This is a genomic window from uncultured Imperialibacter sp., assembly GCF_963974565.1.
GTDB classification, from domain to species: domain Bacteria; phylum Bacteroidota; class Bacteroidia; order Cytophagales; family Cyclobacteriaceae; genus Imperialibacter; species Imperialibacter roseus.
Genome location: NZ_CAXBCJ010000007.1, coordinates 105,330 through 129,015, shown reverse-complemented (window position 1 = coordinate 129,015; position 23,686 = coordinate 105,330). Strand labels below are relative to the sequence as shown.

The 23,686-nt window shown below is 46.9% G+C and carries 22 protein-coding genes and 1 riboswitch; of the genes, 15 read left to right on the top strand and 7 right to left on the bottom strand.

Annotated features, from left to right (window positions below; all coding sequences use genetic code 11):
• Positions 1-6: 6 nt before the first annotated feature.
• Genes prmA through tpiA form a run of 3 tightly spaced genes read right to left on the bottom strand, consistent with a single transcriptional unit; the run spans position 7 to position 1,985 of the window.
• Positions 7-846 (bottom strand): 50S ribosomal protein L11 methyltransferase, encoded by an 840-nt coding sequence (gene prmA / locus AAC052_RS11780; protein ID WP_339813451.1) that lies wholly within the window; start codon positions 844-846, stop codon positions 7-9.
• Between the two features lie 29 nt (positions 847-875).
• Entirely contained in the window at positions 876-1,220 is a 345-nt protein-coding gene (locus AAC052_RS11775) for a DUF6150 family protein (RefSeq protein ID WP_339813448.1), read from the bottom strand.
• Complete coding sequence (gene tpiA, locus AAC052_RS11770) at positions 1,221-1,985, bottom strand: triose-phosphate isomerase (RefSeq protein WP_339813446.1); 765 nt, start codon at positions 1,983-1,985, stop codon at positions 1,221-1,223.
• Between the two features lie 208 nt (positions 1,986-2,193).
• A riboswitch (SAM riboswitch) is annotated at positions 2,194-2,302 on the top strand.
• 252 nt (positions 2,303-2,554) lie between these two features.
• Between tpiA and AAC052_RS11765 the strand changes: the two genes are divergently transcribed.
• Together AAC052_RS11765 and metX are read left to right on the top strand one after the other, a co-directional pair.
• Positions 2,555-3,862, top strand: coding sequence for an O-acetylhomoserine aminocarboxypropyltransferase/cysteine synthase (locus AAC052_RS11765; protein ID WP_317489064.1), 1,308 nt, complete (start codon positions 2,555-2,557; stop codon positions 3,860-3,862).
• A gap of 31 nt (positions 3,863-3,893) precedes the next feature.
• Positions 3,894-4,997 (top strand): homoserine O-acetyltransferase, encoded by a 1,104-nt coding sequence (metX, locus tag AAC052_RS11760; protein ID WP_317489063.1) that lies wholly within the window; start codon positions 3,894-3,896, stop codon positions 4,995-4,997.
• Here metX and AAC052_RS11755 read toward each other — a convergent pair whose 3' ends face one another.
• From AAC052_RS11755 to AAC052_RS11740, 4 genes are read right to left on the bottom strand one after another with little or no spacing between them, the layout of a single operon-like run.
• Entirely contained in the window at positions 4,998-5,453 is a 456-nt protein-coding gene (locus tag AAC052_RS11755) for a DUF3368 domain-containing protein (RefSeq protein ID WP_339813445.1), read from the bottom strand.
• Positions 5,446-5,667 carry a UPF0175 family protein gene (locus AAC052_RS11750; protein ID WP_317489061.1) on the bottom strand — a complete coding sequence of 74 codons (222 nt, stop codon included), beginning with the start codon at positions 5,665-5,667 and terminating at the stop codon, positions 5,446-5,448. The genes AAC052_RS11755 and AAC052_RS11750 overlap by 8 nt, the downstream gene beginning before the upstream one ends.
• 26 nt (positions 5,668-5,693) lie before the next feature.
• Entirely contained in the window at positions 5,694-7,148 is a 1,455-nt protein-coding gene (locus AAC052_RS11745; protein ID WP_339813443.1) for an aminotransferase class I/II-fold pyridoxal phosphate-dependent enzyme, read from the bottom strand.
• A 25-nt stretch (positions 7,149-7,173) separates the two neighbouring features.
• Positions 7,174-7,818: a DUF4230 domain-containing protein gene (locus AAC052_RS11740; protein ID WP_339813440.1), complete on the bottom strand. Its 645-nt coding sequence runs from the start codon at positions 7,816-7,818 to the stop codon at positions 7,174-7,176.
• Between the two features lie 172 nt (positions 7,819-7,990).
• On the opposite strand from AAC052_RS11740, the gene AAC052_RS11735 reads away from it, so the two are divergent.
• The 13 genes from AAC052_RS11735 (at position 7,991) to cysQ (ending at position 23,669) form a co-directional block, all read left to right on the top strand.
• Positions 7,991-11,014, top strand: a complete 3,024-nt coding sequence (locus tag AAC052_RS11735; RefSeq protein WP_339813438.1) for an AsmA-like C-terminal region-containing protein — start codon at positions 7,991-7,993, stop codon at positions 11,012-11,014.
• A gap of 92 nt (positions 11,015-11,106) precedes the next feature.
• The gene (locus AAC052_RS11730; protein WP_339813435.1) at positions 11,107-12,405 is read left to right on the top strand and encodes an acetyl-CoA C-acyltransferase; all 1,299 of its coding nucleotides are present in this window, start codon (positions 11,107-11,109) and stop codon (positions 12,403-12,405) included.
• Positions 12,405-13,829, top strand: a complete 1,425-nt coding sequence (locus tag AAC052_RS11725) for a DUF4403 family protein (RefSeq protein WP_339813434.1) — start codon at positions 12,405-12,407, stop codon at positions 13,827-13,829. Before AAC052_RS11730 ends, AAC052_RS11725 begins: the two co-directional genes overlap by 1 nt.
• Positions 13,830-13,940: 111 nt before the next feature.
• Positions 13,941-16,076 (top strand): 3-hydroxyacyl-CoA dehydrogenase NAD-binding domain-containing protein, encoded by a 2,136-nt coding sequence (locus AAC052_RS11720; RefSeq protein WP_339813433.1) that lies wholly within the window; start codon positions 13,941-13,943, stop codon positions 16,074-16,076.
• Positions 16,077-16,316: 240 nt separating this feature from the next.
• A complete protein-coding gene (locus tag AAC052_RS11715) occupies positions 16,317-16,655 on the top strand; it encodes an SCP2 sterol-binding domain-containing protein (RefSeq protein ID WP_317489054.1) in 339 nt (112 codons plus the stop codon).
• Between the two features lie 383 nt (positions 16,656-17,038).
• Positions 17,039-17,581, top strand: coding sequence for a sigma-70 family RNA polymerase sigma factor (locus AAC052_RS11710; protein WP_339813431.1), 543 nt, complete (start codon positions 17,039-17,041; stop codon positions 17,579-17,581).
• Complete coding sequence (locus AAC052_RS11705) at positions 17,568-18,365, top strand: zf-HC2 domain-containing protein (protein ID WP_339813428.1); 798 nt, start codon at positions 17,568-17,570, stop codon at positions 18,363-18,365. Before AAC052_RS11710 ends, AAC052_RS11705 begins: the two co-directional genes overlap by 14 nt.
• 38 nt (positions 18,366-18,403) lie before the next feature.
• Entirely contained in the window at positions 18,404-19,264 is an 861-nt protein-coding gene (locus AAC052_RS11700; protein ID WP_317489050.1) for a DUF4097 family beta strand repeat-containing protein, read from the top strand.
• Positions 19,265-19,271: 7 nt separating this feature from the next.
• Positions 19,272-19,940, top strand: a complete 669-nt coding sequence (locus AAC052_RS11695; RefSeq protein WP_339813426.1) for a DUF4097 family beta strand repeat-containing protein — start codon at positions 19,272-19,274, stop codon at positions 19,938-19,940.
• Between the two features lie 160 nt (positions 19,941-20,100).
• Positions 20,101-20,709 (top strand): adenylyl-sulfate kinase, encoded by a 609-nt coding sequence (gene cysC, locus AAC052_RS11690; protein ID WP_317489048.1) that lies wholly within the window; start codon positions 20,101-20,103, stop codon positions 20,707-20,709.
• Entirely contained in the window at positions 20,709-21,614 is a 906-nt protein-coding gene (gene cysD / locus AAC052_RS11685) for a sulfate adenylyltransferase subunit CysD (protein ID WP_152001311.1), read from the top strand. Before cysC ends, cysD begins: the two co-directional genes overlap by 1 nt.
• Positions 21,615-21,624: 10 nt before the next feature.
• A complete protein-coding gene (cysN, locus tag AAC052_RS11680; protein ID WP_339813424.1) occupies positions 21,625-22,887 on the top strand; it encodes a sulfate adenylyltransferase subunit CysN in 1,263 nt (420 codons plus the stop codon).
• Positions 22,887-23,669, top strand: a complete 783-nt coding sequence (gene cysQ / locus AAC052_RS11675) for a 3'(2'),5'-bisphosphate nucleotidase CysQ (RefSeq protein WP_317489046.1) — start codon at positions 22,887-22,889, stop codon at positions 23,667-23,669. The genes cysN and cysQ overlap by 1 nt, the downstream gene beginning before the upstream one ends.
• The last annotated feature ends 17 nt before the right edge of the window (positions 23,670-23,686 follow it).

Here is a 23,686-nt window from a genome sequence, read left to right as displayed (position 1 = left end):
TACTATCTATTCAACCGCCTTTTTTTCGAAAGCAGCAGCCACCCACTTCTCTCGCACCCTATGGGTGGTCTTGCTGAGGCCAAGTGACGAGGCTTTTTCCTCAATTACTGGTAGGTCAGTTTCGTAGAAGCCGCTTAGGTACAGCTTGCTGCCTTCCGGAAGCACAGCGGCATAGTCTGACATTTCTTCCAGCAACACATTTCGATTGATATTGGCGATGGCCAGGTCGTAAGAAGGGTTCTTTTTTACTTCCTTTACAGTGCCTAGCTGGATTTTGATATTACTGCAATCGTTAATAGCGATGTTTTCCATGCCGTTTTCTATACACCATTCGTCGATGTCGCTGGCGTCGATGTGCGCAGCACCGAGTTTGGCCGCTAAAATGGCCAATATGCCGGTGCCAGTACCAAAATCAAACACCGACTTTCCCTTTAGGTCGCTATCAAGAAGCAACTCCATCATGAGATAGGTGGTGGAATGGTGCCCTGTGCCGAACGACATTTTTGGGTTGATAACGATTTCCAACGGAAAAGATGGGTCGGGTTTATGAAAAGAAGCCCTGACCCTGCAGCGACTTGGGATTTCGATGGGGTGGTAGTTTGTTTCCCAGCTTTGGTTCCAATTCTCCTTTGGAATCTTTACAGTTTCGTAGCTGGCGATGCCAAGGAAAGAATACTTCTGAATAATTTCTTTGACGTCAGCCTCTTGGAAGCTCCCTTCCAAAATGTAGGCATTAAACCCCTCGTCAGTTTCCTCAAAGGTGTCAAAGCCAATTTCTCCCAGCTCGGCTATGAGGATATCTGCAAGATCCCTGGAGGTCTTAATTTGCAATTCGATAAAGTCCATAGTTGACCTGGATTAGGGTGGTTAACTGCCTATCTGCAGCCGGCAAATGATTCGGTATCAGTGAAATTAACAGAAAAGTGTTGCTGGCCTTTTTCTTTGACATAATATATCGTGAAGTCGGCCAGGCCCCGGTTTTTGGTGAAGTACCAAATCCCCTGCCTGTCAGCAAAAACCCTGCTGCTCTCCTTGAAAATCAATATGTCGGCAAAAGCTTCGTTTTCATCTTCAAAAACCAGGTAGTCAGCCCTTCTTCTGTCTGTTTCCACGTATATGGCACCATAAACACCACAGAAATCCTGATCTGCAGCAACCATTGGTTCGTCAACGGAAGAAAGGCTTAGACTAATTAAACCGAGGAAAACGAAAATGTTCATTTACTTCATTGCTTTTACAATGTCGACAAAGTCACGTGACTTCAGAGAAGCGCCACCGATCAGTCCGCCATCCACGTCGGGCTGGGCAAAAATCTCGACTGCATTGTCCGGCTTCACACTGCCGCCGTATTGTATAGTAATCTCTTCGGCAACATTCTTGCCATATTTTCCAGCCAGGTGAGCCCTGATTTCAGCATGCATTTCCTGCGCTTGTGCAGAGGAGGCTGTTTTACCGGTTCCGATAGCCCAAACAGGCTCATAGGCAATCACTACTTTTTGAAGAGCATCTGCTGAAAGATGAAAAAGCGCTTCTGATACCTGCGCAGTTACCAATTTAATATGATCGTTGGCTTCACGCACTTCCAGCTTCTCTCCGCAGCAGTAAATAGGAGTCATGCCAGCTGCAAGCACCGCATCAACCTTTTTTGCAAAAAGAGCATCTGTTTCTCCAAAGTATTCTCTTCGCTCGCTGTGGCCTATGATGACAAACTGAGTGCCGACAGACTTGAGCATCGAAACAGACGTTTCGCCTGTGTAAGCACCTGACGCATGTTCGCTACAGTTTTGGGCACCAAGCATTACGTTTTTACTTCCTGTCAAAAGTTTGCTGATAGAGTTTAAATGAACAAAAGGGGTACATAAAACCACCTGCACGTCGCTGGTCACTTCATCCTTCACCATGTTAACCACCTCGGAAGTTAGCTGATGTCCTTCTTCCAGGTTCTTATTCATTTTCCAGTTTCCTGCTACAATCTTCTTTCTCATGATTTTCATTTTAATCGGGCCCAAATATAGCTGAATATGAATATTTAGAAGACCGCATTTGAGTTAATTGTCAGGAGAGCACAAAATAAAATGCTTCATTTTCGAGGCTATACCTTCAAAATCAGCGCTCAGGAAATTTTCTACAAAATGTTTGGAAACATAATTCGCCGTATCTACGTTTGTGCCTTCAAGTCAATTCTTAGCAATTGATTTATAAAGAAGCGTGGAGAGACAGGCTCTATGAAGCGCTAGCAACCGGCCACTCAAGGTGGTAAGGTGCTAAATCCTGATCCGCCGGTTGGCGGAGAATATAAATTGAGAGCAAAATGAAAAATCAGGAATCTCTTCTAGCGACAGTCGCTATCTCATCGCACGGCCGGTCATCGGCTCACACATTTCATGTATTAAATTTTTCAATCAGGGCGGCTTTTGCCTGCTGTTGTTGCTGTATGTGCTGCTAGGCGCTTTTGCCTTTGTCGCTTAGCAGCAAACGACGGACTATTGGCCAGGGAGCCAACCCGTTACAGGCAATTTTTTAATTCAACTTCAATTTAAAAACACCATATAATATGTCACAATTAAGATTTGAAACACTGCAATTACATGCAGGTCAGGAAGTAGATTCAGCCACACAGTCGAGGGCGGTGCCTATTTATCAAACCACCTCCTATACATTCAAAAACTCTGAGCATGGTGCCAACCTGTTTGCCCTGAAAGAATTTGGGAACATCTACACACGGATCATGAATCCGACAACGGATGTTTTCGAGAAGAGAATAGCGGCCCTCGAAGGTGGTGTTGCTGCAGTGGCAACAGCATCGGGCCAGGCCGCACAGCTTTTGGCCTTGCACAACATTTTGGAAGCAGGCCAAAACCTGGTATCTACCAACCACTTGTACGGAGGCACTTATAATCAGTTCAAAGTTGCCTTCAAGAGGTTGGGGATTGACGTGAGGTTTGTAGAAAATGACTCACCGGCCGAGTTTGAAAAGCTAATCGACAAAAATACCAGAGCCCTCTACCTTGAAACGATAGGCAATCCGGAATTCAATATCCCTGATTTTGAAGCGATAGCAGCAGTAGCGAAGAAGCATAATATTCCTTTGGTGGTTGACAACACCTTTGGCGCCGGTGGCTATCTGTTTCGACCGTTGGAGCACGGAGCGAACGTGGTGGTTGAATCTGCCACCAAGTGGATAGGCGGTCATGGCACAAGTATAGGAGGAATCATCGTTGACGGAGGAAACTTCAACTGGGGCAATGGAAAGTTCAAGCAGTTTTCGGAGCCATCTGAAGGGTATCATGGGTTGAACTTCTGGGAAGTGTTTGGTGAAGGAAACCCACTGGGGCTGCCCAACATTGCCTTTGCTATCCGAACCAGGGTGGAAGGTTTACGTGACCTCGGCCCGGCCATAAGCCCATTCAATTCTTTCCTTTTGCTCCAGGGCATTGAGACACTTTCTCTAAGACTAGACAGAACCGTGCAGAACGCCCTTGAGTTGGCGCAATGGCTGGAGAAACATCCTCTGGTTGAAAGCGTGAACTACCCGGGACTTGCTAGCAGCAAATACCACGCATTGGCCAAGAAATACCTGAAAAGAGGCTTTGGTGGTGTGTTGTCATTCAAAGTCAAAGGAGGTAAGGCCAACGCAGAAAAGTTTGTCGATTCATTGAAACTCGTGAGCCACCTGGCCAACGTGGGTGACTCGAAAACCCTGATTATTCACCCGGCGTCGACGACGCACCAACAGTTGAGCGAGCAGGAGCAGCTAAAAGCTGGGGTTGACCCTAATTTGTTGCGACTGTCGGCTGGTACCGAGCATGTAGATGACATTAAAGCAGACTTGATACAGGCTTTTGACCAGCTTAAAAAGTAAATTTTAGTTAATTATATATACAGGTTAATTGATGACTTACCTCCCGGCTATACATCCAATGGCCGGGAGGAATTTTAACCCAAAAGAAGAGGACTTAGTGAAAATAACCGAGGAATTATACAGATCGACCCAGCCATTGAAACTTGAGTCCGGTCGGGAATTGACAGAGTACCATTTGCACTATACGACATTTGGTAAGCTAAACCCCGAAAGGAACAACGTTGTGTGGGTATGTCATGCACTTACGGGCAATTCTAATCCTTCAGAGTGGTGGCCAGGGTTGTTTGGGCCCGGTAAAGTGTATGATCCTGAGAAGTTTTTTGTGATATGTGCCAATATGCTGGGGAGTTGCTACGGCTCAACCAATGCACTCGATAAAAACCCTTCGACAGCCAAGCCCTACTTTCACGATTTTCCCACGCCCACCAATAGAGACATAGTTGGCGCTTTTATTCAATTAAGAAAATCCCTCGGCTTTGAAAAAGTCCACACCCTCATTGGCGGCTCTATGGGAGGGCAGCAAGCACTGGAGTGGGCCATTATTGAGCCTGACGTGTTCGAGAACCTCATCGGGGTTTCCACCAACGCCCACCATTCACCCTGGGGCATTGCTTTCAACGAGTCGCAGAGGATGGCGATTGCGAACGACGCTACCTTTAAAGAAAGTAAACCGGATGCAGGACTTGAGGGAATGAAGACTGCCAGAACAATCGCCCTGCTTTCGTACAGGCACTACCTCACCTACCAAAGAACCCAGGAGGAGGACACAACAGAGAAAACGGATGACTATTTGGCGTCGAGTTATCAGCAGTACCAGGGAGAAAAGCTGAAGAAGCGTTTCAATGCCTATAGCTACTGGAGGCTATCAAAAGCGATGGATTCACATAACGTAGGCAGAGGCAGAGGCAGCATAGAGAAAGCACTTTCACAGATAAAAGCCAACTCACACTTTGTTGGCATCAGGTCCGACATTTTGTTTCCAATAGATGAGCAGGTGTTTTTGGCCTCTCATGTCGACGATGCCTCGCTGGATATCATCGATTCGCTCTATGGGCACGATGGCTTTCTTATAGAATGGGAAGCCATTGGCGCTTCTATTGAGAAGTTTTATAAGAGGGTGATGGTGGCGGTGTAGCTATGCTTCTCCTGCCTCTATCAAAAGCTGCCTGACGACGTGTGTGGAAAATCGGAATTTGTGTTCTGAAAGCTGATCCACCATCTCACGCACACTTGGAATAATCTTTTTATCTTTTGCGAGGAGGAGGACTCTTATTGATCCTATAATTTCCAGGCCCAGGTCGGTGGCAACTTTCCTTCCTTTCCGCTCGTCAAGGATTAGAATTGAACCAGGTGTTTTTAGAGCAAGCGAAATTGAACTTGCTTCTCCCAAATCGAGCGTTTCAAGAATGCTATGACTAAACGGGGGCGGCGCTGATTTGACCTTTATCCATTCAGGTACAGCATAGCCAAACTCTGAGAGAACCTGCTCAGTAATGATCACCTCATGAAATAACTTTTGAAGGATGTCTAGCCTGTCAATTCGTTGATAAGCAATTAGACAGCTTGTGTCGGAGATAATAATCTCAGCCATTGGGAAACGGCTTCTTCAGGTCATCTGCTGTTTCTCCGAAAATCGACACTCCGTAGTTGCCAACGGTTTCAATAAATTCTCGTTTGGAGATGCCAACAAAGGTGGCAGCCTGGCCAGATGACAATATCCCTTTTTCGAAGAGTGATGAAGCAACGATCATTTTGACTTCTTTCTCGTCGGTTTCTTCCGGAAGATTGAGCGTAATTGTTTTCATGTAAGACAAATATAATGCAAAATCGACTAAACGGATCTCAACAGTGCCTTCTCCCCCAATTCTCTCAGTACCATCAGTAAAAAGTCAATATCGGCTTTTGTCCTTCTGTAATTATTGCAGTTGATGCGCAAAGCGGGCCTGTTATCAATACGGGTACCAGCAAAAAAGATACGCCCATCTTCTTCAATCAGTTCAAGTATCCGCTCGTTTACTGCGTCAACTCTTGCCTGGTTACTTTTTATTCCATCGTTCTCCGACACATAACGGAAGGTAGCTATCGACAAATTGGCCGGCCCCAGCATTTCGAAATCTTCGGAGGCATTCACTAGCCCCTGGAAATACCTCACTACCGCAATATCATTCTCGATTGCTAGTCGCAATTTTTTCGCCCCGTAGGCTTTGAACGTCATCCATACCTTGAGCGCTTTAAAATCTTTGGTGAGCTGTAGCGTCAAATCCATCAGGTCTTCTCGCTCCGTTTTTTTCGAACCGCCCCGAAGGTAGTCGGGCACCAGGCTGAAGGTGTTTTTGAGGTGCTCTTTTTTTCTCACAATAACAGCGGCCACCTGGAAGGGCACATAGAGCCATTTATGTGGGTTCACAAGAACGGCATCAGCCTCGCTCATGCCCCTGAAAAGATGACCAGCAACAGCGGTGCCAGCCGCAGGGCCGCCGTAGGCAGCGTCTACCATGTACCACAATTTATATTTTTTGGCAAGTGTTGCGAGTTCATTGAGCTTGTCGATGGCGCCATTGTTGGTGGAGCCCGCAATGCCAATTACACCAATAGGCAATAAGCCTTCGTTCAGGTCTTTCTGAACGGCTTCTTCCATCAAATCAACCCTTACCTGAAACTGATCGTCGACGGGGATTTTCCGAAGGTATTCTTTTCCCATGCCCAGCAGGTCCATGGCCTTGTCGAAGCTGGAGTGACCCTGATTAGAAACATAGACCGTCATAGGTTTTTGGCCATAAAGGCCCTTCTCAGAAAGAGAAGCAGGCCCCATCACTTTTCGCATCACAGCCAGGTGCAGGAAGTTACCTTCCGAACCTCCACTCACCAGCACGCCTGCGCTGTCATCAGGATAACCCATGAACTGGCAGAGCCATTTGATGACTATTTTCTCCATTTCGGAGTTGGCGGGGGCGTTGTGCCACTTCAGGTTGTTTTGGTTCAACCCAGCTTTTAGAAATTCAGCAAGCATGCCAACCTGATTGCCTCCGCCTGTGATGTACCCGTAGTAGTTGGGGCTCGGGTTGAAGTTCGACATCTCGAAAACGTCGGAGCCAACACTGGCCAGCAGCGACTCCATAGGCGTTTCTTCCTCTGGCAGCGTTTCATTGAATCGCTCCTGAATTTGCGCTGGTGTATAGTTGTGATAGATTTTGGAAGCTCGGAGGTGCTTTAACCAGTCGAAGTAAATGGATACCGCTTGCTCGGTGTATTGGCGGAATTCTTTTTCCTGAAAGTCTAGATTCATTTGATGTAGAGAGTTTTCAACAGGCTTAGTTTAAGCGGATAACGTCCTCCTCTTTGAAATAAATGATTACAGGCCGGGACGCAACTTTATTGAGAAGCGGCAAGAGAATTTTGTAAGCCATTTCCTCTGCCTCCTCAAGGATACCACCCTCGAGGGCAGATTTCATCATCTGAGCCTCTGCCTGAGCGTAAGCAGTGTCAATAAACTGGTTGAACTCTTTGTCTTCCAGACCAATGCCCCTTTTTAAGTCGTAAAACCTGCTTTTGCTGTGGTCAATTTTGTGGTAGCAAAGCTCCGGTTTTGGTAGTTGAATCACCAGCGTGTCTCCGTCGATAATGTCCGATGTCGTCACTTTCAAAAGATCGATGCATGCTACTGCCTCTCCGGCGGCAATCAGCACCGCCCTTGAGTCGCCACCGTCCTGAATTCTGAAAATGCCCAGATCCAGGTAGCGCTTGCTAAGCCTCTCTATTTCCACTACATCCTGCATCCGGTACTTCACCAGCTCCAGCTTGCCCAAAGCTTCGATTTCTTTCAGCAGCAACTGGTGTCGCTGGTTCACTGTGGTTGGCTCAACAAACAACCCACTGTTGAACCACAGTACTACCCCGCCGACCAGCAAGAGCGCCCATAGCAGTATTCTGAAGATTATTTTGGGTGTAAAGATCATTGTTTGCGAAAATTATAAAATCAATAGATGCTGATGCATAAACATCATAAATAAATCATCCCCTCGTTATTATCATTCAGCATTCTAAATTGTTAATTTGCATCTAATTACTTCAAACGAAAACGTAATATATACGGGTAATTGTCCTTTCCGAATTTAAAATCACTCAGCCATGAAAAAGTTTCTATTGATTGTTGGTGGATTCATTGTAGTCGTGCTTTTGGCGGCAGCCATACTGCCGGTCATCTATAAAGATGATATTAAGGCGGCGCTCGACGATGCAATTGCAGAGAATGTTAACGCCAAAGTGTATTTTGATGAGTCACGGTTCGGCCTTACACTTTTTAAAAACTTTCCCAATTTAACTGTAACACTCGGTGGCCTGGGGGTGGTTGGCATTGATGAGTTTAAGAAGGACACTCTTGCTGCAGTTGACCAGGTCGACGTGGTGGTCAACATCATGTCTGTGATCAACGGCAACTACCGTATCAGCGGCTTGTACCTCAACGAGCCAAATATTTACGTGAAGGTGCTGGCCAATGGCAAAGCCAATTATGATATCGCCAAGCCCTCTGAGGAACCAGTTGCCGAAGAAGCTCCAACAGAAAGTGGCGATGTTCAGTTTGGCATCGACAAATGGGAAATCAAAAATGGCAACATCGTTTATGATGACGCCACGATACCTTTCTACATGGCAATGAAAGGAATGAACCACACTGGAAGCGGCGACTTTACGCTGGAGGTGTTTGATATGGGCACCTACACAGAAATAGAAAATTTAGTTGTTTCCTACGACGGCGTAGAATATATGTCTGATAAAAGGCTCAAAGCCGACATGGCGCTGAATATGGACTTGGGCCAAATGAAATTTACCTTCAAAGACAACGTGGTGTCGCTCAACGATTTCGGACTCAACTTTGACGGGTATTTTGCCATGCCAGAGGAGGGATACGACATGGACATTAGTTTTTCGTCGCCTGAGAACAGCTTCAAGTCGTTGTTGTCGCTTGTGCCTGGTATGTACAGTGATAGCTTCACCGGGCTGACAGCCTCTGGCGACACCCAGTTCAGCGGGTTTGTTAAAGGCATCTACAACGACACTCAAATGCCAGCATTCAACTTCGGCATGAAGGTAATCGACGGTAATTTCAAATATCCCGAACTGCCCTCAGCAGTCAGCAATGTGAATGTTGATATGTTGATCGACTGTGCTGATGGCAACATAGACAATACGCTGGTTGACATCAAGCAATTTCATCTTGACTTCGGCAATAATCCCGTTGATGCTAAACTGACTATCAAAAACCTGGTGAACTATGACATGGTAGCCGACATTCAGGCAAAACTGAATCTAGGTGAGCTGGCCACTATGTTCCCTATGGAAGGTCTTGAGATGAAGGGTATTTTTAGTATGAATGCCAAATCTCAGGGCGTTTATGACAGCATTGCCAACACGATTCCGACAATTGATATGGAAATGGGGCTGGCCGATGGTTTCATCAAATATGCGGAGTATCCGATACCGATGGAACAGATGAATATGCATACTACCATCAAAAACGAAAGCGGCAAGATGGCTGAAACGGTGGTGCTGATGGACAAATTCACTATGTTGGTAGATGGCGAAAAGCTTGAATCAACACTAAGGTTTGAAAACCTGGATGACTATACCTGGGATTTGGCAGTAAATGGCGGTATTGACCTAGAGAAAATCATGCAAATCTTTCCAATGGAGGGCATGGAGCTGAAAGGCAAAATCGCTGCCAACATGCAGACGAAAGGTAAAATGTCGGATGTAGATGCCGAGAGATACGACAAGCTGGCCACCAGCGGAGGGATGACCGTAAGCAACTTCTACTATGCCGACGCTGACCTGCCCCAGGGCTTTGCCATTTCTGAGTCTGAACTGAGCTTCAATCCAAAAGAAGTTCGCCTGAGTAAGTTCAACGCTACGCTTGGTCGCAGCGACATGGCCATGACCGGCGCCATTACCAACTACATGGCCTATGCGCTGAACGATGAAACCATCAAAGGCGAGCTGAACTTTTCTTCCAACTCGTTTGACCTGAACGAGTGGATGACCGACGAAGACACCACTGCCACTGTGGAGGCCGACACGGCTGCACTTGAAGTAGTGGAAGTGCCAAAGAATATCGACTTCATTCTTAGGTCAAGTATTACCAGTCTGTTGTATGACAACATGGAGATCAAAAACATGAAGGGCAATATCATTGTGAAAGATGGTGTGGTAAAACTTGACAATGGTAAGTTCAATTTGATGGATGGTCTGTTTGCTATGGACGGGGAGTACGATAGCCGTGACCTGGAAAAGCCCGTGTTTGCCTTTGACTTTTCAATCACCGATATGTCAATCAAAGCAGCGTATAATACATTCACAACAGTTCAACAACTGGCGCCAATAGCTGAGAAGATGGAAGGCAAGTTCTCAACAGACTTTGTTATGGCGGGCGCTTTGGGTCAGGATATGATGCCTGTGATGGAGTCTATCCTGGGCCAGGGTGTGGTGAAAGTCGCTGAGGGCAAAGTAAATGACCTTAAAGTGCTGACCTCTTTGTCGTCTGTTTCAAAACTTGGTGATGACTCAGGGACATTGAGTTTGAAAGACGTGATTATGCAAGCCGAAATTAGGGACGGAAGAGTGTGGCTGAAGCCTTTCGATGTGAATGTAGGCAAATATAAAACCACGATTGCCGGAAGTAATGGTATAGATGGCACAATGGACTACGTAATGGCCATGAACGTGCCTGCCGGTGCCGCATCTGCCGCAGCCAATCAGGCCATAGCGTCTGTCACAGGAGTGAGTTCTGCTATCTCCTCCAATATTGTGATGAACTTCGGCGTTGGTGGCACTTATGATGATCCAAAAGTGACACTGAAAAGCGTAGATGCGGGCGAGGGTGGCAAATCCGCCACAGATGCTGCCAAGGCTAAGATAGCTTCAGAAATGGATGCAAAGAAACAAGAAGCTGCAAAAAAAGCAGAGGAGGCAAAAGCAGAGGCTGTCAAAGCGGCTGAAGAAAAGAAAGAAGCCGTTGTAAAAGAGGTAGAGGAGAAAAAAGAGGCAGCTAAGGAAGAAGTGAAAGAACAAGTCGAAGAGAAGAAAGAAGAAGTGAAAGAGGAGGCTGCCGACAAACTGAAGGGGCTGCTTAAAAAGAAAAAAGGAGGAGGAGAATAATTCCCACCCTCACGAGACGTTTCAAACCCTCGGGATGTTTATTGTCCTGAGGGTTTTTTTGTATAATTATATCCAATTAAACAGCCCCAGATATGGCAAAGCAATCATATGTCGGAAGAAAAGTAGTAGTAGTTGACGGCACCCGAACGCCTTTTCTGAAGTCGGGCACAGGCTATCGGGATCTTATGGCCTATCAACTGGGTGCAGTAGCAATTTCTGGCCTTTTGAAAAAAACGTCTCTTGATGCGGCACAGGTTGAAAGGGTGATCATGGGCACGGTCGTCCACAATATTGTGACATCCAATGTGGCCAGAGAGTGCGCCCTCACTGGCGGTATTCCTTTTACCACACCGGCACATACCGTTTCCCAGGCTTGCATTTCCGCCAACCAGGCTATTGCCCAGGGAGCTGACCTGATCAGGCTTAGTCATGCCGATGTGGTTGTTGCGGGTGGAACCGACTGCGTGTCGGATATTCCGATAGGCTTTCCCAAGAAAATGAGAACCAAGCTCTTCGCTTCTCAGAAGATTCGCTCGACCGGTGAATGGCTGAAGTTTGTGTTGTCTCTCCGTCCGTCAGATTTCAAACCAGAGGTACCCCAAATCGCAGAATACTCCACCGGGCGCACTATGGGTCAGGACTGCGAACTGATGGGCACCCGATTTGGTGTTACCCGGGAAGAGCAGGATGAATTTGCAGCCCGGTCGCACCAGTTAGCTGCAAGAGCCGCTGAGGAAGGGATATTGGCCAGTGAGATTACTCCCGCAGAGTTTCCGCCATCGTTTGAGGCAATTAAGGAAGACAATACCTATCGGGCAGATACAACGGTTGAGAAGCTAGCAAAGCTGCGACCAGCTTTCGACAAAAAGAACGGAACAATAACGGCCGGCAATGCTTCCTTCCTCACAGATGGTGCCGCAGTTGTGTTGCTCATGAGCGAAGAAAAAGCCAAAGCCCTGGGCTACGACACATCGGTTCAAATCAGAGACTATCTGTTCACTGGTCAGGACCCCAATGAAGAGCTTCTGCTTGGCCCGGCATATGCCACCTACAAACTGCTGCACCGACAGAACCTCACCTTGAAAGACTTGGATGTTATAGAGTTTCACGAGGCCTTTGCGTCTCAGATTGTCACCAATCTCAAAGCATTGAATTCCGACCAATTTGCAAAGGAGAAGATGGGGTTGACTGCAAAAGCTGGCGAGATAAACATGGATAAATTTAATATTCACGGAGGCTCACTATCTTTGGGTCACCCTTTTGGTGCCACTGGAGCGAGATTGGTAACTACTGCCATGAACAGATTGAAGAGGGAGGAAGGCAAACTGGCCTTGCTGGCGGCATGCGCTGCCGGAGCGCATGGTCATGGGATGATTCTAGAGAAGATCTAATGCATATCTTAAAATGCCTCGCCGTTACCGTCGCTTTGGCTTTGGCCCTTGCTTCCTGCAAGAAAGCAAAAACCGACGCTCCGGAAAGAACAACACTCGACTCAACGCTTGCTCCGCCGGTTTCAAGACTGACCATCCCTCTCAGCTTTAGCCTGGATAAGGTAGAAGCCCTTATCAACGAAAAAATCGATGGCACCTTTCTGAGAAAGAGGGTAGCGGTCAATACAAACGACAGTCTTTACTTTGAGCTTACTAAGCAACAGCCTATAATATTGACCTGGAAAGCACCAGACCTTCGCTATCGGGCTCATCTGAAAGTTTCAGGTCAATACATGAAGAATATTTTGGGTGTGAAAATCCAAAATCAAACGCCGATAGAATTTGAATTGGAACTACTCTTTAAGACGGAGCTTGGTTTTGAAAAAGACTGGAGCATCAGGCCCAAAACTGTTATTGACGAGATAGTCTGGAAAAGCGACCCAGTGATGAATCTCGGGATTGCGACCATCAATTTCCGAAAACCTGTCGAGAAAGCGCTGAACGACCACCAAGACAGCCTTACACTGAAGCTGGATGGTTTTATGAAAGAGACCATTGACACAAGGAAAATCATTGAAAAAATCTGGAGCGACTTGCAGCAACCGATCCGACTAAAAAAGGATGAGCCAAGGATTTGGCTGCTGGCCAAAGCCGAGACGCTGAAAGCAAGGTGGACCCGTGGCCCTGAACGACAAATTACTGCCCAAGCGGAATTAACGGCTCAAATATCAACCCTCGTGGAAGGAGATGACCTGACAGTTTCGCCTGTGCCATTACCTGAGTTTAGTTTTCAAACAGACCATCAGGATAGCCTGGTGGCAAGCGTACTGTGTACGCTTCCGTTTGACCTGGTCAACAAATACAGCAGAAAAAAGCTGGTGGGGCTGAGGATCGATTCGGCAGGTTATTCTGCGCAAATCAAGGATGTAGAGGTATACGGCACGAAGGATGGCTTGGCCGTGAAGCTGGGGTTGACAGGCGATGTGAGGGGCGATGTCTATCTTCAGGGAAAGCCAGTGATTGACAGAACATCGAAAAGTTTTAAGATAGAAGACTTTGACTTTGTGGTAGATTCTGATGATGCCGTTCTGGCTTCTGCTGATTGGCTTCTCCATAGCTCCATAAAGACGATGGTTGAAAAGCAGCTTACCTATGAACTCCAGCCTTATGCCGACATGATCCCCATGCTCATCACAAGCGGGATAGAAAAGGGAAAGCTGGCAGAAAAACTGGAGGTATATATTGATTCATGGGAGATTATGCCAATAGCTACTCTTATCACTTCCAAAGACCTTCAAATGATTATTCAGGTGAGGGGCATGGCCGAAATAAGGCTGCAGGAAATACGAAAAGATAGCACGCAACAAAAGGCGATCAGCCAATAGAGAACTTCGTGTTTATTTGCCTTACATAATCCTAAATAATCGCCTATATTTACTCTGCATGCATACTAAAGCTCTGGGAGCGTTTCCAGGCGATTATTAATTCACTTTATCATGGCCTCAAAAGCACAAAACTCCTTTCTGACTCTTGAAAAACACGACGAAGTAGGCGTGATCTGGATGGATTTGCCCGGAGAAGAGTGGAACAAGATATCGATTGACACTGAAGCGCAGTTTCGGGAGGTAATGCAGCAGATTGAGGCAGACACAGAGCTTAAAGTCTCTGTGCTGATAAGCCGGAAGAAGGGTTTTATGGCTGGTGCTGACATAGAGAAGTTTTTGCAAATGAAGCCTGGTGAATCGAAAGCAACAGCGCAGGCAGGCCATGCTATGCTGCGTGATCTGGAAGACTCCAAAAAACCTTGTGTGGCTGCCATTCATGGTGCATGCATGGGTGGGGGCCTGGAAATCAGCCTGGCTTGCGCCGGACGAGTGGCAAGTAATCACAGCAGCACTATGATGGCTTTGCCAGAAGTGAAGCTAGGATTGCTTCCCGGCCTGGGAGGCACTTACCGACTCCCAAAACTCGTAGGTGTGCAGAATGCCCTTAGTATCATTCTGACAGGAAGAAATGTCTACGCCTTTCCGGCATTGAAAATGGGACTGGTTGATGAGCTGGTCTTTCAACCGAAGCTGCTGGATGCGGCGATCAAACTCGCAAGAAAGTTGGCTGCAGGCCAGTTCAGGAGGAAAATCAAAGTGCCCCTGGCTTCCAAAATTCTGGAAAGCAATCCGCTGACCAGGGGCATCATTTTCAGCCAGGCAACAAAAATGATGCTTCGCCAAACTAACGGCAACTACCCTGCTCCTTATAAAATACTCGAGGCAGTTAAATACGGATTGAGCCATACCCGGGAGCAGGCTGCCGAAAAAGAGACTGAACTGTTTGATCAACTGCTTCAGTCGCCCGAGGCATTTCAGCTGATCAACATTTTCTTTGCCATGAATGCGCTGCGCAAAAACCCGATGAAAGAGCTTGCCAGGCCAGTGAAAACTTTAGGAGTTTTGGGCGCTGGCCTCATGGGCGAAGGCATAGCGGAAGTCACCGTTCAAAACGGCACCGATATTTTGTTGAAAGACTTACAGGAGCCAGCATTGGCCCAGGCCAAAAAGAACATCTGGTTGGTGCTGATGAAAAAGGTGAAAACAAGAGCCATCACCAAAGCGGACGCCGAAACTATCATCAACAAAGTACACACCACGACTACTTACGAGGGTTTCCACAAGGCGGATGTGATCATTGAGGCGGTTTTTGAAGACATTAACATCAAACACAAAGTGCTGAAAGAGACCGAAGCCACTCTGCGCAAGGAATGTGTCTTCGCTTCGAATACGTCGGCATTGCCTATTACTAAAATCGCAGAGGCCTCCTCCCGGCCGGAGACAGTCATTGGCATGCATTACTTTTCCCCAGTGCCTAAAATGCCCCTGCTGGAGATAGTTGTTACGGGTAAAACAGCTGATTGGGTAACTGCCACAGCGCTGGAAGTAGGTGTGAAGCAGGGCAAAACCTGTATCGTAGTGAAAGACGGCCCAGGCTTCTACACTACCCGAATCCTGGCGCCATTCATCAATGAAGCGCTGTTGCTCATGCAGGAAGGGGCCGATCCTTTGCAGATGGACAAGGCAATGAAAAAATTCGGGTTTCCCGTTGGGCCGATCACCTTGATTGATGAAGTAGGGATTGACGTTGGCGCTCATATCAATAAAGGCGATTTGGAAGCTTTCTTCAACAAGCGGGGAGCGAAGAGCTCCAACCTACTGAACAAACTTGCCGAAGCAGGCTTTAAGGGCCGCAAGAACCGAAAGGGTTTTTTACAGTACGATGAAAAGACAGGTAAGAAACTGAGGGGCAAAGTGAATGAGGAGGCGTTGCGGTTCATAGAAAGCCGGGGAAGCAAAGCCTTTAAAGATTCCGAAATACAGGATAGGTTGTCATTGATTATGATCAATGAGGCGATTTATTGCCTGCAGGAAGGCATATTGAAAGAGCCAAGAGATGGAGACATCGGAGCGGTTTTTGGATTAGGCTTCCCGCCTTTTCTGGGTGGTCCGTTCCGGTACATCGACGCCAAAGGAGCCAAAACTATTGTTGAGAAGATGACTCAGCTGGAGAAAGAAATAGGAGCCAGGTTTAAGCCGGCCGAATTGCTGGTGAAGCAGGCTGGGAACGGGAAGAAGTTCTATTAGCAGATACGGCAGATTGTTCAAGCGTCTCGCTTAGACTATAGAAGTCTTATTAAAAACCCTCCAAGGGTTCAAAACCCCTTGGAGGGTTGGAAAAAAGGCTTGCGGCGGAAGCCAAGCTGGTGGCACGAAAGACAGAGATTTCAGCGGACGCTGGTGCCGATAAGGTTCAAGCGGACGCTTGAACCATTGGAGAGAATTTATATAAGAAAGACAAATAGCATTAGATACCTACAAGAAACCATGGAAACCAAACCAGAGATAGCACGGGAAATAGTTTTGTCATTGCAGGATCGCTTCAGGCCTGAAAAATTGGAGGAAGGATTTGAAACGATATTTCATTTTGATATCGAAGGAAAGAACGGCGGGCAATTTACCGCTGTGATCGAGAAAGGTTCCTGCCGTGTAAGTCAGGGATTGGAGGGCGAGGCAAAATGCACAATAAAAACAAGCGACGTAGTGTATGAAGAAATTGAGCTGGGCAAACGTAGCGCCGAAATGGCCTTTATGATGGGCAAAATCAAAGTGAGCGACCTGAACGAGATGCTGAAGTTTACGAAGCTGTTTAAGAGGTTGTTTTAAAGGAAGTTTAATGCCTTGTACCAAAAGAGAATAGGCTCTGGCGTTTTTGAATGGAAAATCATAACCCAGAGCCTGGTTAGACAAGAGTCACTCAACCAAAACCCCTATCAGTCTATAGGTGTGTCTTCACACCTTTCTGAAATATGTCTACTGAGAAAATAAGGGCTATTTCCCGTTTGATGTTCTTTCAAAAACTTACACATTAACCTATACTGAGCACCGCCTCCTCCTAACCTGTTTGATTTCCACAGCCCTTTCTACTTCGGCATTTCGAACTTTCCCAAATAAATCTTTTTCCCTCCTGTAACCTTCCGTACCTTTTTTGGTAACCAAACCAAATCGATCGGAAAAGCTTGCAAAATCGCCTGACCAAAACTGTGGAGATGATAACGGACGAGTGGCTGATGATTCAGGTGCAAAACGATGACCTGGACTATCTGAAGGACCTGTTTGAGCGGTATCAGGTGAGGCTGTACAATTTCTTTCTCCGCATGACATTCGATCAGGATGTAAGTGACGATTTGGTGCAGAACGTGTTCATACGGCTGATGAAATACCGCAAGTCGTTTAACCCCGAGTACAAATTCAAAACCTGGGTGTATCAAATGGCCCGCAATGTGCACCACGATCACTACCGAAAGAACAAGCAGCTCACCGACGACTTTAAGAAAGTGGAGAATGTCGCCGACCTGCATCATAGCGATGAGGAAGACGAAATAACCAGGGAGCGGGAGTCGGTACTTTTCCAGGCGCTCGACAAAATGCCGGAGGAAAAAAGGGAGCTGATAGTGCTCGGTAAACTGGAAGGAATGAAGTACGAAGAGATAGCAGAAATAAGAAATACGACGGTTGGCAATATCAAAGTGCAAATGCACCGGGCCATCCAGCAACTGAGAGAAATATATTTCAATCATGCAGAAAACTAAGAAACATATAGAGGAGCTTTTGCCGGAATACATCGGCGGAATGCTTTCAAAAAATCACGAGGAGGCAGTGAAGCTTCACCTTGATGAGTGTGCAAGTTGTAGACAGGCCTATGAGCAGGAATTGCAGCTGGAGCAAGAATTTTCTCTGGTGAAGCCAGCTCAACCGGGCCAAAAACTCAAAAAGGATGTGTTTGCCATGATTGAGGAGGAGAAGAAAGGCTTGCATTCAAGTCCGAAAGCAAGGCAGGTCTTTTTCTTCTCCTGGCAAGCCATTTCGAGGGTAGCGGCGGCGGTAATGCTGCTGGCAGTTGGTTATTGGTGGGGCAACAAAGGCGATTCTCCGGTTGCCGACAACAACCAGGTAGCCGAAATGAAGGAGGAGATTAGCGAAATAAAAGAAATGCTCATGCTGGCGAACCTAAAGGCGCAATATCCAAGCGAACGGATACAAGCCGTAAGCCAGGTGGAAAGCTACAACAAAGTTGACCCGAAGCTGATTGAAGCTCTGGTAACCACACTGAATACTGATGCCAGCCCCAATGTGCGGCTTGCGGCAGCCAATGCTTTGCAGAAGTTTGCGACTGTCAACAGCACCGTGAGAGCCGAGCTGGTGCGCTCCCTGGAATTTCAGACGGAGCCGATTGTTCAAATTTCCCTCATCAACATGATGGTGGAACTCGAAGAAAAGAGTGCGGTGAACAAGTTGAAATCGCTGATTGACAACACAGAGACGCTACCTGAAGTGAGAAAACAAGCCCAGTTGGGCATAGAAGTTTTGATATAAAGCATTCAATAATTGATAAGCGTAAAACATAAAGGACAATGAAAACAATCAAATTATTTACAGCAGCACTGGCTCTGACGATGGTTAGCCAGCTTCCGGCAAAATCTCAGGAACTGGCGAGGTTAGCCAAGGTTGACAGAAGAGACATGAATCGATTCGGTGAAAGGGAAGGCCAAACCAAGGAATTCAAATTTAAGGTTCCTGGCTCTCCAGAGCAGTACACCCTAAAAGTGTCAAACCTTCAAACCGATATTACTTTTGAGGCTTATTCCGGCACGGAACTGGTCATTACAGCCCTTGACTATGAAGGGATTCCTGAAAAAGCGAAAGGACTGAAGCCGCTTTCAGCTACCGGGCCCGACAACACGGAGATAGGGTTAAATATTAAGACAGAAGGAAATGTTATCTCGCTTTCAGGGGCAGGCAAGGCGGCCAGCGACTCTGATTACATCATAAAAATGCCAACGGCGATGGGGCTCTCCTATGAGCAAGAATCATGGCACGGAGGAGGTGACTTTGTAGTCAAAGGCCTTAGTGGCGAAATCAACGTACAGTCGAAAAACTCTGACATTATCCTGAGTGATGTGTCAGGCCCTATAGTGGCAAACACGGTAAGTGGAGACATAAACGTTGTTTTCGGCAAGCTGAATGCCACCAAACCCACTTCACTGGCAGCCACGAGCGGCGATATTGATATTACCATGCCCTCGGATGCCAAAGTTAACTTTAAGCTAAGCGTGGTTTCCGGTGAAATCTATACTGACCTGGATTTGAAGTTTGCTGAAAAGGAAGGTCTCAAGTCGTGGGGAGGCATGAATGCCAACCCAACCTTCAACGGTGGCGGCGTGGAGATATCGCTCAGGGCAGTAAGTGGTGATATTTTTCTAAGGAAAAAATAATTCAGCCATGAAAGCCATAGCAATGGGTTTGGTCATGCTTCTGGGAAGCGTGACCTCCCTCCTGGCCCAATACACCACCGAGGCAAGTAGCCCGGTGAAGGCTGGCCAGAAGATATACCTGGAGTTTGATTTCTCGTCGGTGATCAAGATTAATCACTGGGATCAACAGGAGGCAAAAGCAGTTTTGAGCGTGGAGGAAAAGGAAGACTGGCCCACCCCGGAGTTTACAATTAGTGTGGACAATACTACCTCGGCGGTGAGCATCTACATGAAGAAACAACAGTTTGAAGACTACTGGAAAAAGCAAAGAGGCGGTCGTGAAAACTGCTACTGCTCCACCCCCACTATGACAGTGGAGGTGTGGTTACCAAAAGGGGTCGATATTGGTGTGAAAAGCATCAGCGCCGACATTGAAACCACTTTCGACGGTGGTGAGCTGTCTCTTGAGACCATTTCCGGCGATGTGGACATTAAGCTGCCAGCGTCTCAAAACATTTCGTTGAAGGCGTCAACCATTTCTGGCGACATCTATAGCGACCTGACGTTCGAATACCTTGATGGTGGGAAAGGGTTGAAAGAGATTGTCGGCGTAAAGCTGGACGCCAAACTGAACAACGGAGGGAAGAATCTTCAGCTCAAGTCGATCAGTGGAGACATACTTCTTCGAAGATTGTAACACATTTACATTGATAAGCATTGATAGAGGGCCTTCATGGCCCTTTATTGGTTTATGGGGGTTTTCATCTTGTTTTCGGGAAACCTTCAATTATCTTTGTGCCTCAATTCTATACTAACCCAATAGAGAATATAGTTAATTCATTTTTCCGGCTTCAAATATGTCTGCTGATTCCGTTTCAGAAAATATAATTCCGCACAAGCACAGTATCACTCATGTTGACAGAGTAGAGCGAAATGGCTACCGACCCGTGCTGGTTTGGTTGACTGGTTTGTCAGGTTCCGGCAAATCAACGCTGGCAAGTGAGGTAGAGAAGGCCTTATTTACCCAGGGGCTCAACACTTATATTCTCGACGGTGACAATATTCGGTCGGGTCTAAACAAAGACCTGGATTTTGGTGATGAGGCTCGGAAGGAGAACATCCGCCGCATTGGTGAGGTGTCGAAGCTTTTCATCGATTCGGGCACTATTGTACTCACGGCATTCATCTCGCCGTTTATTGATGACCGAAAGCAAGCTAAAGACTTGGCTGGGGCGGATAACTTTATAGAAGTGTTTGTCGACTGCCCTCTGGAGGTGTGTGAGCAAAGAGATGTGAAAGGGCTTTACAAAAAGGCCAGGGAAGGGAAGATTAAAAATTTTACCGGGATCGACTCGCCTTTCGAGCAGCCCAAAAATGCAGATGTAGTAGTAAAAACCAACGAAGAGTCGTTGGAAGTGTGCACAAAAAAGATTTTGGAAGTAGTTTTGAAAAAAATTAAAAATTAATGGCGAGGTACAATCTTACTCACCTGAAGGAACTGGAAGCAGAATCCATCTTTATCATCAGAGAGGTTTTTGCTCAATTTGAAAACCCCGGGATTCTTTTCTCCGGAGGGAAAGACTCCATAGTGGTTACCCATTTGGCCAGGAAGGCTTTCTGGCCGGCCAAAATCCCATTTCCCCTCGTTCACATCGACACGGGTCACAATTTCCCAGAAACGATTGACTTTAGGGACAACCTTGTAAAAGAGCTGGGGGTCAATTTAGTTGTGGCTTCAGTGCAAAAGTCTATAGATGCTGGTCGGGTTCGTGAAGAAACCGGAAAAAATGCTAGCCGCAACTGGCTGCAGATTACAACTCTGCTGGACTCCATCGAGGAAAATAAGTTTGATGCCCTGATGGGAGGTGCCAGAAGAGATGAGGAAAAGGCCCGTGCCAAGGAGCGTTTCTTCTCACATAGAGATGAATTTGGTCAGTGGGATCCGAAAAATCAACGCCCGGAACTTTGGAACCTCTTCAACGGCAAGAAAAACCAGGGAGAGCACTTCAGGGTGTTCCCTATAAGCAACTGGACTGAAATGGACGTTTGGCAATATATTTTGTCAGAAAACATCGATATACCGTCGCTCTACATTGCCCATGAAAGAGAGGTAATAAGACGTGACGGCACCTGGTTGCCCAAGTCAGAGTTCACGCAGCTTCGTGAAGGGGAAAAAATTGAAAAGAAGAAGATCAGGTTCAGAACGCTGGGCGATATCACTATCACCGGCGGCATAGAATCTGATGCTGACACGCTGGAGAAGATCGTATTTGAGGTGTCGGCGCTAAGGCAAACAGAAAGAGGCAACAGATCGGATGACAAACGATCTGAAACCGCTATGGAAGACAGAAAGAAAGAAGGCTATTTTTAATTAGAAGATAATGTCAGACGGATATTTGGACATGGAACTGCTCCGGTTTACTACAGCCGGAAGTGTGGACGACGGGAAAAGTACCTTGATCGGAAGGCTGCTTTTTGACTCAAAATCAATTTTTGAAGACCAGCTGCTTTCAGTGGAGAACTCCAGCAAGAAAAAGGGACTTGGTCACGTGGATCTTTCGCTTTTGACCGACGGCTTGAAGGACGAAAGAGAGCAGGGAATCACGATAGACGTAGCCTACAGGTACTTTGCTACACCAAAAAGGAAATTTATTATTGCCGACACGCCTGGGCATATTCAGTACACCCGTAACATGGTGACTGGTGCGTCTACCGCCAACCTGGCGCTTATTCTGGTGGATGCCCGAAAAGGGGTGATTGAGCAAACCTGCCGCCACAGCTTCATTGCTTCCCTCCTGCAAATCCCCCACATTATTGTGTGTGTGAACAAAATGGATCTCGTCGACTACTCTGAGGAAGCCTACGACAAGGTAGTGAAGCAGTATGAAGACTTTGCGGCCAAACTTGATGTGAAAGACATCAGGTTTATTCCCATTAGTGCCCTCCATGGCGACAACGTGGTGAACAAGTCAGAGAAAACGCCCTGGTTCCAGGGTGGCACGTTGCTTCATGAACTTGAAACCATCCACATCGCCAGCGATGAAAATCATATTGACTGCCGTTTCCCTGTGCAAACAGTTATCCGTCCCCATTCTGACGAGTATCATGACTACAGGGGCTATGCGGGCAGGGTATCTGGTGGTATTTTCAAACCTGGCGACTCAGTGACAGTCTTGCCTTCAGGCCTCACCTCAAAAATCAAATCTATCGACACGGCAGATGGCCCAATCGCAGAAGCGTTTCCTCCAATGTCGGTAACCATCACTCTTGAAGATGAAATTGATATCAGCAGGGGAGATATGATCGTTCGGGACAACAATCAACCCAAGGCGGTGCAGGACATAGATGTAATGCTTTGCTGGATGAACAATAAAGGACCTCTGCCAAGGGCCAAATATACTTTGTTCCACACCAGCAATGAGGTAAAGGCCATCATCAAAGAGGTGCAATACAAGGTTAATATCAGTAACCTGCACCGCATCGAAGATGATAAGGACATCAAAATGAATGAAATAGCGAGGGTGCAGTTAAGAACAACAAAGCCGCTTCTGGTGGATTCATACAGAAGGAACAGAAATACTGGTAGTATCATTTTGGTTGACGAGGCTACCAACGAAACTGTCGCAGCGGGGATGATTATCTGATGGAGCAAACTAAAATTAAGAACCTGATAGGTTTAGCAAAAGAAGCTGCGATAGAAGGCGGAAAGGCTATTCTCAAAATTTACGACACAGAGGATTTTGGCGTAGAAACCAAAGGGGACAATTCTCCACTGACTAAGGCCGACAAGGCAGCTCATGACGTGATCATGAAACACCTTGAGAACACCGGCATCCCGGTGTTGAGTGAAGAAGGCAAAGGGATAGATTTCAGCGAAAGATCAGGCTGGGAGTATTTCTGGCTGGTTGATCCTCTCGATGGCACAAAGGAGTTCATAAAGAGAAACGGTGAATTTACAGTCAACATAGCCCTTGTTAACAGAACGGAGCTAGTGGCTGGCGTGGTGTACACACCTGTGCAGGAGAAGTTGCATTGGGGTATTATTGGCCAGGGAGCTTTTCTGGAAGAAAAAGGCCAGACAACTCAGCTTGATGGAGGAAAATCGTCTGTATACTCCGGCCCCGTACGAGTAGTGGCCAGCCGTTCTCACATGAGCGACGAAACGCTTGAGTTTATCAACCAATACGATAAGCCTGAGATAGTATCAATGGGCAGCTCGCTGAAGTTTATGGTGTTGGCGGAAGGCGGTGCCGACGTTTATCCACGTTTCGGCCCTACCATGGAATGGGACACAGCCGCAGCGCAGGCAGTACTGGAAGCAGCAGGAGGCTCGGTGATAGACAACAAGACAAACGAGCCCCTCAGGTATAACAAAGAGGTATTGCTCAATCACTTTTTCATAGCAAGAGCAAAAAAAGAGGACTAACAGGTTCTCTTTTTTAT